General features: G+C 71.8%; 12 protein-coding genes. 8 read left to right on the forward strand and 4 right to left on the reverse strand.

Going from position 1 to position 12,691, the window contains the following annotated elements; translation table 11 throughout:
- Positions 1 to 190 precede the first annotated feature (190 nt).
- A complete protein-coding gene (locus O7605_RS23455; RefSeq protein ID WP_164447257.1) occupies positions 191 to 1,066 on the forward strand; it encodes a SigB/SigF/SigG family RNA polymerase sigma factor in 876 nt (291 codons plus the stop codon).
- 67 nt (positions 1,067 to 1,133) lie between these two features.
- Here O7605_RS23455 and ctaD read toward each other — a convergent pair whose 3' ends face one another.
- The 3 genes from ctaD to O7605_RS23470 all read right to left on the reverse strand — a co-directional run bounded on the left by ctaD (position 1,134) and on the right by O7605_RS23470 (position 5,021).
- Positions 1,134 to 3,137 carry an aa3-type cytochrome oxidase subunit I gene (gene ctaD, locus O7605_RS23460; RefSeq protein WP_269741157.1) on the reverse strand — a complete coding sequence of 668 codons (2,004 nt, stop codon included), beginning with the start codon at positions 3,135 to 3,137 and terminating at the stop codon, positions 1,134 to 1,136.
- A gap of 88 nt (positions 3,138 to 3,225) precedes the next feature.
- Positions 3,226 to 3,954: an ATP-binding protein gene (locus tag O7605_RS23465; protein WP_269741158.1), complete on the reverse strand. Its 729-nt coding sequence runs from the start codon at positions 3,952 to 3,954 to the stop codon at positions 3,226 to 3,228.
- Positions 3,955 to 4,037: 83 nt separating this feature from the next.
- The gene (locus O7605_RS23470; RefSeq protein WP_269742728.1) at positions 4,038 to 5,021 is read right to left on the reverse strand and encodes a glucosyl-3-phosphoglycerate synthase; all 984 of its coding nucleotides are present in this window, start codon (positions 5,019 to 5,021) and stop codon (positions 4,038 to 4,040) included.
- 319 nt (positions 5,022 to 5,340) lie between these two features.
- Here O7605_RS23470 and secA2 point away from each other — a divergent pair, with 319 nt between their 5' ends.
- From secA2 to O7605_RS23490, 4 genes are all read left to right on the forward strand, one after another.
- Positions 5,341 to 7,635, forward strand: coding sequence for an accessory Sec system translocase SecA2 (gene secA2, locus O7605_RS23475; RefSeq protein ID WP_269741159.1), 2,295 nt, complete (start codon positions 5,341 to 5,343; stop codon positions 7,633 to 7,635).
- 190 nt (positions 7,636 to 7,825) lie between these two features.
- Positions 7,826 to 8,566: a GAF and ANTAR domain-containing protein gene (locus O7605_RS23480; RefSeq protein WP_269741160.1), complete on the forward strand. Its 741-nt coding sequence runs from the start codon at positions 7,826 to 7,828 to the stop codon at positions 8,564 to 8,566.
- 78 nt (positions 8,567 to 8,644) lie between these two features.
- Positions 8,645 to 9,145 carry a DUF2231 domain-containing protein gene (locus tag O7605_RS23485; RefSeq protein ID WP_332317146.1) on the forward strand — a complete coding sequence of 167 codons (501 nt, stop codon included), beginning with the start codon at positions 8,645 to 8,647 and terminating at the stop codon, positions 9,143 to 9,145.
- Positions 9,146 to 9,227: 82 nt separating this feature from the next.
- Entirely contained in the window at positions 9,228 to 9,983 is a 756-nt protein-coding gene (locus O7605_RS23490; RefSeq protein WP_269741162.1) for a class I SAM-dependent methyltransferase, read from the forward strand.
- A gap of 4 nt (positions 9,984 to 9,987) precedes the next feature.
- Here O7605_RS23490 and O7605_RS23495 read toward each other — a convergent pair whose 3' ends face one another.
- Entirely contained in the window at positions 9,988 to 10,380 is a 393-nt protein-coding gene (locus O7605_RS23495) for an ankyrin repeat domain-containing protein (protein ID WP_269741163.1), read from the reverse strand.
- A 384-nt stretch (positions 10,381 to 10,764) separates the two neighbouring features.
- On the opposite strand from O7605_RS23495, the gene O7605_RS23500 reads away from it, so the two are divergent.
- The 3 genes from O7605_RS23500 (at position 10,765) to O7605_RS23510 (ending at position 12,662) form a co-directional block, all read left to right on the forward strand.
- Complete coding sequence (locus tag O7605_RS23500; RefSeq protein ID WP_269741164.1) at positions 10,765 to 11,376, forward strand: winged helix-turn-helix domain-containing protein; 612 nt, start codon at positions 10,765 to 10,767, stop codon at positions 11,374 to 11,376.
- A gap of 123 nt (positions 11,377 to 11,499) precedes the next feature.
- On the forward strand, positions 11,500 to 12,141 hold the full coding sequence (locus O7605_RS23505) for a uridine kinase (protein ID WP_269741165.1): 642 nt from the start codon (positions 11,500 to 11,502) through the stop codon (positions 12,139 to 12,141).
- A 122-nt stretch (positions 12,142 to 12,263) separates the two neighbouring features.
- Positions 12,264 to 12,662: a TraR/DksA family transcriptional regulator gene (locus tag O7605_RS23510; RefSeq protein WP_093402778.1), complete on the forward strand. Its 399-nt coding sequence runs from the start codon at positions 12,264 to 12,266 to the stop codon at positions 12,660 to 12,662.
- Positions 12,663 to 12,691: the final 29 nt, after the last annotated feature.

Below are 12,691 nucleotides of genomic sequence, written 5' to 3' on the forward strand. Positions count from 1 at the left end.
CCGCGATCCCGTGATTGAGTACCTACGGAGCGGGAACACCGCCGGCTGCGACAGGCTGATCACCTCGCGTGGCGCGGCGCCGTCGCCCGCTGGCATCCCAGTCACGTAACCCAGTCACAGGCCCGTGCGTGCCTACGCGCGTGCCCGGTGTCGGCGAATCCGGGCGGGGTCCTTCCCGAGGGAGGCGCGGATGTTCGGACAGACCACCACAACCACACCACCAACCACCGATCGGGGGCTCGAGGACCTCGACGCCGCGGCGTTGGCGTACGCGGCACGGATCGAAGGGCTGCCGCCGGAGCGACGCCAGGAGGCCCGCGACGACCTGGTCCGGTTCGCGTTGCCGTTCGCGGGCCGGTTGGCCCGCCGCTACCGGGGGCGCGGCGAGCCGTTGGAGGATCTGGAACAGGTGGCCCGCCTGGGGCTGGTCAACGCCGTCGACCGGTACGACCCGGAACGTGGTTCCTTCACCGCGTACGCGGCGATCACCATCGTGGGTGAGATCAAGCGGCATTTCCGGGACCGCACCTGGGGCGTGCACGTGCCACGCCGGCTGCGCGATCTGATCCTGGAGGTCGGACAGGCGACGGCGGCGCTGACCAGTGAGCTGTCCCGGGCACCCACGGTGGCCGAACTGTCCAAACGCCTGGAGACGCCGGAGGAGGAGATCCTCGCCGCGCTGGAGTCGGCGGCCGGCTACAGTCCGGCGTCGCTCAACGCGCCGGTCGGCGGGGAGAGTTCGGCGGAGTTCGGCGACCTGGTCGGCGAGTCGGACATCGCGTTGGAGTCGGTGGACGACCGGGTGACCGTCAGCGGCCTGTTGCACCGGCTGCCCTGGCGGGAGCGGCGGATCCTGGCCATGCGGTTCTACGGCAATCAGACCCAGGCCGAGATCGCCGCCCGCTTCGGCATCTCCCAGATGCACGTGTCCCGGTTGTTGTCGAGGGCGCTGACCTGGCTGCGCCAGGCGATGCTCGCCGACGCGCCGCCACCGTGGCAGAACGGTCCGGGCGAGTCCGAGGCGGCCAACCAGACGCGCGCCGTGGCTCCGGTTCGCGGCCGCTGACCGGTCGACCGAACGTCGTCGGGGCGGCATCGACCGGTGCCGCCCCGAGTGGTACCCGGCCGACCGGTCAGTTCTCCGGGGTGTCCCCGGGCCCGCGCGGATGCCGCCACCGGTCGTTGGGCTGCGGGTCGCGCTGCGCGCCCAACGGGTTCTCCTCCGGCTCGTCGGTCTCCTCGAAGCTCGGCCGGCGTACCTGCTCCGGCTCCGGCACGTCGACCGGCCGGGCGCCGGACTGCGGCGCGGGCTGGTACGCCTCCGCCTCGCGTGCGCCGTGCGCGCCCTCGGCGGCCGGCGACTCGGACACGTGTTTCTCCATGTGCAGTTCCTCGCGGAAGTCCTGCGGGGGTTTCGTGGTCCGTTGTGGAAGGTCGCGGCCTAGGTCGGAGACGAGCTCACCGTACTTGGCGTCGAACGCGGGACGCTCGGAGCGGATCCGGGGCATCCGGTCGAAGTTGCGCAGCGGCGGCGGGCAGGTGGTGGCCCATTCCAGGGAGTTGCCGAAGCCCCACGGGTCGTCCACGGTCACCTCGGCGCCGTAGCGCCAGGACTTCCAGGCGTTCCACATGAAGAACAGGGTGGACGCGCCGAGTACGAAGGCGAAGACGCTGGAGATCGTGTTCAGCGTGGTGAACCCGTCGCTGGGCAGATAGTCGGCGTACCGGCGGGGCATGCCCTCGCTGCCGAGCCAGTGGTGCACCAGGAAGGTGCCGTGGAAACCGATGAACATGGTCCAGAAGTGCAGCTTGCCGAGCCGCTCGTCGAGCAGGCGACCGGTCATCTTCGGCCACCAGAAGTAGAAGCCGCCAAAGAGCGCGAAGACCACGGTGCCGAAGACCACGTAGTGGAAGTGGGCCACCACGAAGTAGCTGTCGTGGGTGTGCCAGTCCACCGGTGGGCTGGCCAGCAGCACGCCGGTGAGCCCGCCGAGCAGGAAGGTGACCAGGAAGCCGATGGCGAACAGCATCGGCGTCTCGAAGGTCAGCTGGCCCTTCCACATGGTGCCGATCCAGTTGAAGAACTTCACCCCGGTCGGCACCGCGATCAGGTAACTCAGGATGCTGAAGAACGGCAGCAGCACCTGCCCGGTGGCGAACATGTGGTGCGCCCACACCGCCATGGACAGGATCGTGATGGCGATGGTGGCCAGCACCAGCCCGGTGTAGCCGAAGATCGGCTTGCGGGAGAAGACCGGGATGATCTCGGTGATGATGCCGAAGAACGGCAGCGCGATGATGTAGACCTCGGGGTGGCCGAAGAACCAGAACAGGTGCTGCCACAGCATCGGCCCACCGGTGTCGGGGTTGTAGACCTGTGCGTCGAGCAGCCGGTCGGCGCTCAGCGCCAGCAGCGCGGCGGCCAGCAGCGGGAAGACCAGGATCACCAGCACGCTGGTGAACAGCATGTTCCAGGTGAAGATCGGCATCCGGAACATGGTCATGCCCGGCGCGCGCAGGGTCAGGATCGTGGTGATCAGGTTGACCGCGCCGAGGATGGTGCCCAGACCGGACACCACCAGGCCGATCACCCACATGTTCGCGCCGACCCCGGGGGAGTGTTCGACGGTGCTCAGCGGCGTGTACGCGGTCCAGCCGAAGTCGGCCGAGCCGCCCGGGGTGAGGAACCCGCCGACCACCATCAGCCCGCCGAACAGGTAGAGCCAGTAGGCCAGCGCGTTGAGCCGGGGGAACGACACGTCCGGAGCGCCGATCTGGATCGGCACGATGTAGTTGGCGAAGCCGAACGCCGCCGGCGTGGCGAACAGCAGCAGCATCACCGCGCCGTGCGAGGTGAAGAGCTGGTTGTACTGCTCCGGGGCGAGAAACTGCAGACCCGGCCGGGCCAACTCGGCCCGGATCAGCATGGCCTCGATCCCGGCCACCACGAAGAAGCCGAACGAGGTCAGCAGGTACAGCAGGCCGATCTGCTTGTGGTCGGTGGTGGCCAGGAACCTGACCAGCTTTCCGCCCGGCAGCGGCCTGCGCAGCGGTCCGGGATAGCCGCCGAAACGGGCCGGGGCGAGGATCGCCGGACCCCGGTCCTGTCCGGGTTCGGTGGTTACCCGCTTGGGCATGAGCGCTCACCTGCGTTGACGACGGATAAGGACGGGCGTGGCTACCCAGCCCGCCGACCATGTAACCAGGCGAGAGCGGTAATTTCGGTCAATTGGCCGGTAGTGTGGCCCAGACGGCCTTTCCGTCGCCGGCCGGGGCACTTCCCCAACGGTCGGCCAGTTCGCGTACCAACATCAGCCCACGACCGCCCTCGTCGCGCTGGCCGGCCGGGCCGGGCCGGGCCGCCGCGCTGCTGCCGTCGACCACCGCCAGGTGCAGCCAGGGTCGCCGCAGGGTCACCGTGACCTGCATCGGGGTACCCGCGTGGCGGACCACGTTGCCGACCAGCTCGCTGAGCACCACCGAGGCCGGACCGACCGCATCGGGCAGGTTCCACCGGGCGCACGCGTCGGCCACCAGTTCCCGGGCTCGCCGGCAGGCCGCCGCCACCGGGTCCAGGCGCAGCCGCAGCCGGTCCACGGCGGCCGCGCCCGCGAATCGGCTCGCCTCGTCGCAGTCGTCCCGCATCGGCACCACCCGGCAGGCCGTCGACCCGGCCAGCAGGGCGGCCGCCTCGGGGTGTGGCGCGCAGAGCACCAGCGGCACCGCCGGCCAGTCCGCGGCGTGACGCGCCGCGGCGGCGAAGACGGACACCGCCAACTGGTCGCGCACGGCCAACTCGGCCAGGTCGACCACCAGCGCGTCGGGCTGCCGGGCGAGGCACCTCTCCAGGTGCGCGTACACCTCGCGCATCGAGATCATGTCGAGGGTGCCGGCAAGCCGTACGACGGTGACCTGTGCTCCGTCGTGCACCTGGCAGGTGATCCGGCTCGCCATCTCCACCCTCGTCTCGGCGATGTCGCAGCCTGGCAGGTACCCGGCCCCTCACCCGGTGAAACGCCACGGTGAGGCCGGACACCTCAGGCCGCGGCGACCTGCCGTCGCGGCAGTTGGTGCCGCACCTGCGCGAGCGGTGGTCGTTCCGCCACGGCGACGTCGTTGACCACGATCTCCCGGTCCAGGTTCGGCAGCGCGTCCGAGCCGCCCCGGCGGAACTGGGTCAGCAGGGCGGTGGGCAGCATCTCCGGGTTCGCCCAGCCCCGCTGCTGCAGCCGGGACCAGGCGGTGAGCATGATCTGGGCGGACATCCGGCCCAGCGCGGCGGTGTCCTGGTGCCGGTGCTTGCGCTCACCGAGATCCACCTGGGCCAGCGCGTCCAGCCCGACGAGTTCGAGCAGGTCGATGAGCATGGCGGTCTCGACGCCGTAGCCGGAGACGAACGGCACCCGCGCCAGCACCTCCCGGCGGCCGGCGTACTCCCCGGCGAGGGGCTGCACGAACCCGGCCAGTTCGGGCCAGAACAGGTTCAGCATCGGCCGGGCCATCAGCTCCGTCACCCGGCCACCGCCGTCGGCCTCCACCCCGCTGGTGCTGACCAGGGGCCGGTGGTAGAAGCCCTTGACGAAGTCGACCGACGGGTCGGTCAACAGCGGGCCGAGCAGCCCGGTGACGAAGTGCGGCCGGAACTCGCGCAGGTCGGCGTCGACGAAGGCCACCACGTCGCCCTCCGCCGCGGCCAGGCCGGCCCAGAGCGCGTCGCCCTTGCCGGTCAGCCGGGGCAGCCCGCGGGTCATCGCGTCCTGGCTGACCACCTCGGCCCCGGCGGCGCGGGCCACCGCCGCGGTGCGGTCGGTGGACCGCGAGTCGACCACGATCAGCTCGTCGACCAGTGACACGCGGTCCATCAGGTGCTCGCGGATGGTCGCCACGATCGCCCCGACGGTGGCTTCCTCGTTGCGCGCCGGCAGCACCACACTGACCCGGCTGTCTCCCTTGGCCCGAAGGAGTCGTCGGGTCGGCCAGTCGGCCGCCGAGGTGGTCCGATAGGTGGCCCAGGCCTCCACCACCGGCGAGACCAGAGATTCGTCGTTGCGCACAGGCACCCCCTCCTCGGCGGGAAGACCGGGAGATGGATTTCCCAGCACCCCGCACGCTAACCGGATCGGTCTCCCAGCTTGATCACAAGCGTGCTCCGTCCACGTTCCCGGCCGATGAACCTTTGATTGCGCCTCGTCGGCCATCCCGGTTTCCGCGATCTTGCACTTCCGGTCGGCTTTATGTCCGGCGTGCCCCTTATGTCGAGACAGAAGGTGCAAGATCGCGCGAATTCGGGAGGGCGGGCGGGACGTTCAAGATCGCTCCGGTCGCGTACCGTTGCGGCTCATGGGTGTGTCGCAACGGTTGAAGACCAGGTTTCGTCGGTTCCTCCAGCGCCCGGGGACCACGGTCGATCTGGCCCCGCTGGAGAAGCTGCTGCCGGTCATCGAGGCCCGCGAGGAGGAGATCTCGGCGTTCGACGACGCCGAGCTCACCGAGGCGGCCGGCGCGGCGTCGAGCTACGAGGAGATCTGCGCCCTCGGTCGCGAGGCGGCCCGCCGGGGCATCGACCAGCGCCCGTACGATGTCCAGCTGCTCGGTGCGATGTCGCTGCTCTCCGGCAAGGTCGCCGAGATGGCCACCGGTGAGGGCAAGACGCTCACCGCGGCGATCGCCGCGTACGGACACGTCCGGCTCGGCAACGGGCCGGTGCACGTGCTCACCGTCAACGACTACCTGGCCCGCCGCGACGCCCAGTGGATGGAGCCGATCTACACGCTGCTCGGCCTCACCGTCGGCTGGGTCAACGAGGCGTCCACCCCGCTCGAGCGCCGTGCCGCGTACGCCTGCGACGTCACCTACGTCTCGGTCAGCGAGGCCGGCTTCGACTTCCTCCGCGACCAGCTCGTCACCGACATCGAGGACCGGGTGCAGCGGCCGCTGCGTACCGCGATCGTCGACGAGGCCGACTCGATCCTGATCGACGAGGCCCGGGTGCCGATGGTCCTCGCCGGCTCGGTGCCCGGCGAGCAGGACCCGGTGCACGCCGCCGCCGCGCTCGTGCGCGGCCTGCGCAAGGGCCGGCACTTCACGGTGGCCGAGGACGGCCGCAGTGTCGCCTTCACCTCCGCCGGCCTGGCCGCCGTCGAGGCCAAGCTCGGCATCGACCTGTACGACGAGGAGAACGTCGAGCAGCTCTCCGCCGTCAACGTGGCGCTGCACGCGCACGCCCTGCTGCACCGGGACGTGGACTACATCGTCCGCGACGGCACGGTCGAGCTGATCGACGAGATGCGGGGTCGGGTCGCCCAGCGTCGCCGGTGGCCCGACGGCCTCCAGGCGGCGGTCGAGGCCAAGGAGGGGCTGGACGCCTCCGCCGAGGGCGAGGTGCTGGGCACGATCGCCGTGCAGGCGTACGTCGGGCTCTACCCGATGGTCTGCGGCATGACCGCCACCGCCGTGCTCGTCGGCGACCAGTTGCGGGAGTTCTTCGGCCTGGAGGTCGCGGTGATCCCGCCGAACACCCCGTGCGTGCGGGTCGACGAGCCGGACCGCATCTACGCCACCCGGGCGGAGAAGGAGGAGGCGCTGATCGACGAGATCCGGCGCTGCCACGCCGACGGTCGCCCGGTGCTGGTCGGCACGCTGGACGTCAAGGAGTCCGAGCAGTTGGCGGCCGGGCTCAACGCCGCCGGGGTGCCCTGCGTGGTGCTCAACGCGAAGAACGACGACGAGGAGGCGGCGATCATCGCCGAGGCCGGCGCGTACGGCGCGGTCACCGTCTCCACCCAGATGGCCGGCCGGGGCGTCGACATCCGCCTCGGCGGCAGCGACCAGTCCGACCGGGAGCGGGTTGCCGAGCTGGGCGGCCTCTACGTGATCGGCAGCGGCCGGCACGACAGCCGCCGCGTCGACGACCAGCTGCGTGGTCGGGCCGGTCGCCAGGGCGACCCGGGCGGGTCGGTCTTCTTCGTCAGCCTGGAGGACGACCTGGTCGTCCGGCACGCCGGCGACACCGTGCCGCCGTCGCCCCGGATGAACGCCGACGGTCTGGTCACCGACGCGCAGGTGGACTACGCCGTCGAGCACGCCCAGCGGGTGGCGGAGGGGGTCAACCACGAGATCCACCGCAACACCTGGCGGTACAGCGTGGTCATCGAGCAGCAGCGCAAGGCCCTCGCCGAGCGGCGGGAACGGCTGCTCACCAGCGACGTCGCGGCCCTGATGCTGTTGGACAAGATGCCGGAGAAGGCCGGCGAGATGGACGAGGACCTGCTGGCCCAGGTGGCCCGGTCGATCGCCCTCTACCACCTCGACCGGCTGTGGGCGTCGCACCTGGCCGAGCTGTCGGAGGTCCGCGAGGGCGTGCACCTGCGCGCCCTGGGCCGGCTCGACCCGCTCGACGAGTTCCACCGGGCCGCGGTGCCGGCGTTCACCGAACTGGTACCGGCGATCGAGGCGCGGACCCTCGCGACGTTCGCCGAGACCGAGTTCGACGAGGACTGGGAGCCCGACGCGGCGGAGTTGGTCCGCCCCAGCGCCACCTGGACGTACCTGGTACACGACAACCCGTTCGGCTCCGAGCTGGACCGGCTGATCGCCTCGGTCGGGCGACGGCTCAGCGGGGCCGGTTCCCGCTGACCCGTCCGGTCCGGCACGCCCCTCCCGGGCGCACCCGTACCCTGGGAGGGGCCCCGTTTTGCGCCGTTTCGACCGTTGTCGGCGGGGGTAGTAGGGCGGATCGTGATGTCGAAGGCGGCTCCAGCGCGGGAGCCCCGCCGAGGAGGAGACGGGTGACGAGGCTGACCGGGCGTACGGGAGCCGCGGGCCGGTGAACCTGGAGACGCGTACCCCGCTGGCGGAGCCGCTCGGCGTGCTGGAGACGGCCGCCCTGCTGCGGGAACTGACCGCCGGTCTGATCGCCGTGGACGACTTCGACGCGGCGCTGTCCGCGTTGGTCCGGATCACCCGGGACGCCCTCGCCGGCGTCGCCTGGTGCGGGTTCACCGCCCTGCGGGCCGGCGAGCCGGCCGGCGTGGCCGCCTCCGACGCCCGGCTGAGTGGGCTGGACGACCTGCGGTGCGGCCCGGACACCCCGGCGCTGGACGCGATCCGCCGCCGGGAGATGGTCGGCGCGGCGGAACTGGACGGCGAACCGCGCTGGCCGGACTGGACGCCCCGAGCTCACGAACTGGGCGTACGCGGGGTCATCTCGGCACCTGTCGACATCGACGACCAGGTGATCGGCGCGGTGAACCTGTACGCCGCCGAACCCGACGCGCTGACCCCGGGTCACCAGCTGACCGCGATGCTGCTCGCCGAACACGCCGGCCTGCTGCTGGCGGCGGTGCGCGACCGGGAGCGGCGTGCCGCGCTGACGGTGCAGCAGGATCTCGCCCTGCTCAACGACGGCGTCATCGGCCAGGCAGTCGGCGTCATCATGACCCAGCGCGGTTGCCCGGCGCCGGACGCCCTGGAGGTCCTGCGTGGCGCGGCGGCGTCGCTGTCGATACCGCTGCGGGAGGTGGCGGAGCGGCTCGTCAGCACCGTCTCCCGGCCCCGGGACAACTGAGCGGGGCGTGTCGTTTCGCCCGCGTGGCGTGCGGGTAGCACCCTGGGCTGACGAGGTGAGCCTATCCAGGGGGACAGGATGCAGAGCCGGCTGCGGGTGCAGGGACACTCCATCCAACCGATGCTTGTGACATTTCCGTACGGGCTCTTCGTCTGTGCCGTCATCTTCGACCTCGCCGACGTGGTCGGTGGCCCGGTCTTCCTCGGCGAGGTCGGCTACTGGACGGCGGTGGCCGCCCTGGTGACGGCGGCGTTGACCGCGGTGGCCGGGATGGTCGACCTGTGGGACGTGCCGCCGGACCGCACCCGCCACACAGCGATCAGCTTCAACGTGGTGAACGCCGGCATGGCCGGGCTGTTCCTGCTCTCCTGCCTGGTGCGGGCCGATGCGACGAACCGTGGAGCCACCCCGGCGCTGCTGGTCGTCGAGGTGCTCGGCCTCGCCGTCGGTGGGGTGGGCGTACACCTCGGTGCGCGGCTGATGCGCCACTTCGAGGCGACCCCGCCCGAGACGACCGGCGCCGGGATCGTCCGCGGCCTGGACGCCCCCACCGCCGAGATCGTACGTCCGCGCCCGTAGGCCCGACTGCCCGGCGGCCTCCGGACCGGGGGCGGCGGATAAGGCGTTGCCGTGACAGGCCGGGCCGGACACGCTGAGGCGTGTGCCACGGGAGACGAGTTTCGAGGATCTGATCGCCGAGGGGGCCGCCGCCCCGATCGATGGGTGGGCGTTCGACTGGCTCGCCGGGCGGGCCACCGAGGAGCGTCCACCATGGGGTTACGCGCGGTTGGTGGCGGCGCGGATGGCGAGCGTCCGCGCGGCGCTGGACATCGACACCGGTGGGGGAGAGGTGCTGGCCGAGGTGCCCCACCCGCCCCCGCTACTGGTCGCGACCGAGGCGTGGCCACCGAACGTGCCGGTGGCGCGGGCCAACCTGGCGCCACTCGGGGCGAGCGTGGTGGCGGTGGCCGGTGACGCGCCGCTGCCGTTCCGGGCCGCCGTCTTCGACCTGGTGGTCAGCCGGCACCCGGTGCGCACCGACTGGCCCGAGGTGGCGCGGGTGCTGCGCCCCGGCGGTACGTTCCTGTCCCAGCAGATCGGACCGGGTACGGTCCGCGAACTCAGCGAGGCGATCCTCGGTCCGTTGCCACCGCCCGAGCACCGCCGTCCGGAGCACGCGGTGGCGGCCGCCCGGGCGGCCGGCCTGACCGTGGTCGACCTGCGCGAGGTGACGCTGCGGACGGTCTTCCACGACATCGGTGCGGTGGTCTGGTTCCTGCGTAAGGTGATCTGGACGGTGCCCGGCTTCACGGTGGCGGCGCACCGACCGGCGCTGCGGCGACTGCACGACCGGATCCGGGTCGAGGGTCCGTTCGTGGCCCACGCCCGCCGCTTCCTCATCGAGGCCAGAGCGTAGCCGGCTAGCCGGAGCGGAGCATCGCGAGCATCTCCGGCAGGTCGAAGAACTCGGCCGTGGCCACCGCGGACGGATTGCCGCCCTCGGGGTCGGCGCCGGCGTCGAGTAGTGCGCGTACCGCCTCGGCGTTGCTGCGGAACACCGCCGCGGCCAGCGCCGTCTGTCCCCGGTCGTTGGCGCGGGAGTGGTCGGCGCCCCGGTCGAGCAGCGCGCGCACCGTCTCCGGGCGGGCGTGGTAGGCCGCCAGGATCAGCAGGCTGTCACCTTTCTGGTTGGTCAGGTTGACCGGCAGCCCCGCGTCGACGTACCCGACCAGTTCGGTGGTCGCGCCGTCGCGCGCCAGGTCGAACATCCGGTGCGCGAATTCCAGGGTCTCGGCGTCGAGTTCGTCGCTCACCGGTCCAGGTTAGTCGGCGGCGGCGTACCACTCGCGCCCACCGGCCGACCAGTGATCGTGACCGACCTCCGTCTCCCAAGCGCTGTCCCGTCCGCGTGACGGTTGCCGGCGTGGGAGCGCGAACAGTCGACGTCGGGGCGGGTGCGGACATCCCGCCCCGAAGGCCGCGAACGGTAATGGACCACCCCCGTATCAGGTCAACTTGGCGACTCTGCTGTAATCATCTGGCCTCGTACGCAGAGCGAGCGGACGGCTCCGATGTGTCGGTCAATTGTCACATTCATGCAACGCAGCCGCCCCTTGACCCTCGCATGGGCGCCGGGAAGCATCGATAGAGCGGCGTCCCGGGGCCGTGGGGAACACCCGGACCAGCCAAGGAGGACCATGTCGGTCAGCCCCGCTTCGTCGCGCGCCGGATGGCATACGTCCCAACCTGCGGTGCCCGGTCGACCTCCCGGCGGCCAGCGCCGTCCGGTCAACACCGCCGCTCCGGTGCTCACGGTGACCCTGTCCATCCCGCTGGCGTGTGAGGAGTCGCTGACGCCGGCCGCGCGTCGGTTGCTCGACGCGGCACGGGAGATGCTGGAGTGCGGCGAGGGAACCATCACCACCGTCGGCCCGGTGGTGCCGGAACGTCGCGCCGAGACCGTGCCGGCGGGCCGCACGCCGTCGCGGCAGCTCGCTCCGGCCATTCCCGCCCTGCACATCCTGGCCTCGTCCCGGTCGGTGCTGCGGGACGGCGAGCCGTTGCCGTTGACCCGGCTGGAGTTCGACCTGCTGCTGCACCTGGTCGCGAATCCCCGTCGGGTCTTCACCCGGCTCCAGCTGCTCAACGCCGTCTGGGGTTACGAGCACGCCGGCGTACGCACGGTCGACGTACACGTGCGCCGGCTCCGCGGCAAGGTCGGCGTGGACGTTCCGCTGGTCACCACCGTCTACGGCGTCGGCTACCGGCTGGCCGACGACGCCCGGGTCACCCTCGACCGCACCGGCTGACGCCCGTCGCGCCGCCCGGCCCCGGCGCTCGGCCGAGTCCATCGGACCCGAGGTGCGATCACCGCCCGGCCCGGGCGGCGGGGGAGTGCGGCGGCGTCGTCGACCAGCGGGCACCATGGTCGGATGCGGGTGCGTCCCATCTCTCCACCGCTGCTGGTCGGCGAACTGGCCGAGCGGCTGGCCGGCGCGGTGTCGACCGGCCGGCTGCGGGTCGCGGTGGACGGCGCCCCCGCCGCCCGACCCGACCACCTCGCCGACGCCCTGGTCGATCCACTGCGTGCGCTCGGTCACCCGGTGCTGCACGTGCGGACCGACGACTTCCTGCGCCCCGCGCCGCTGCGTCTGGAACGGGGTCGGACCAACCCGGACTCGTACTACGAGGGCTGGGTGGACGAGGCCGGCCTGCGGCGCGAGGTGCTGGACCCGGCGGGACCGGACGGGCCCGGCAGGGTGCTGCCCTCGCTGTGGGACGCCCGAACGGACCGGGCCAGCCGGGCCGCGTACGTCGACCTGCCCGCCGGCGGGGTGGTGCTGGTCAGCGGTGCGTTCCTGCTCGGCGGTGGGCTGATCTTCGACGTCGTCGTACACCTGGAGATGTCGTCCGCCGCGCTACGTCGGCGCACCGACTCCGCGCTGGCCTGGACCCTGCCCGCGTTCGACCGGTACGCCGCCGAGGTCGCCCCGGCCAGCTTCGCCGACGTGGTGGTCCGGGTCGACGACCCACGTCGTCCGGCGTTCGTGGAATCCGGCGACGGGCCGGTTTGAGCCGTCGGCGACGGGGGTAAACGCGGGGCTCACAGCGCCCGGGTGCGATGACCTGGGTGGGCTGACCGGGTGCGGACCGACCCACCCGTGGTGACCGTAAGGCCCAGGAAAGGCAGGCAGCGATGCTCGTCCACGACACGGTCGGCACCGGCCGATCCCAGGCGGAGACCGACCAGATCCGGCTCTCCCTGCAGGCCCGCCACGACGAGCTGACCGAGGAGTACCAGCAGGCGGTGCAGCAGAGCCAGGTGCTGCGGCTGGTCGAGGTCGGCGACACCGCCGGCGACGACCAGGCCGACAGCGGCACCAAGACGGCCGAGCGGGACACCGCGCAGTCGCTGTTGCGGACCATCCTGGACCGTCGCGCCCAGTACGAACACGCCCTCGCCCGGCTGGCCGAGGGGACCTACGGCTTCTGCGAGGGCTGCACCGCGCCGATCCCGGTGGAGCGGCTGGAGATCTTCCCGTCGGCCACCACCTGCGTCACCTGCAAGCAGACGCGCGAGCGTCGGGCGGCCTGACCCGAAACGGTTGCCGGCCGGTCCGGGAC

The organism is Verrucosispora sp. WMMA2121 (genome assembly GCF_027460185.1).
GTDB classification, from domain to species: Bacteria; Actinomycetota; Actinomycetes; order Mycobacteriales; family Micromonosporaceae; genus Micromonospora; species Micromonospora palythoicola.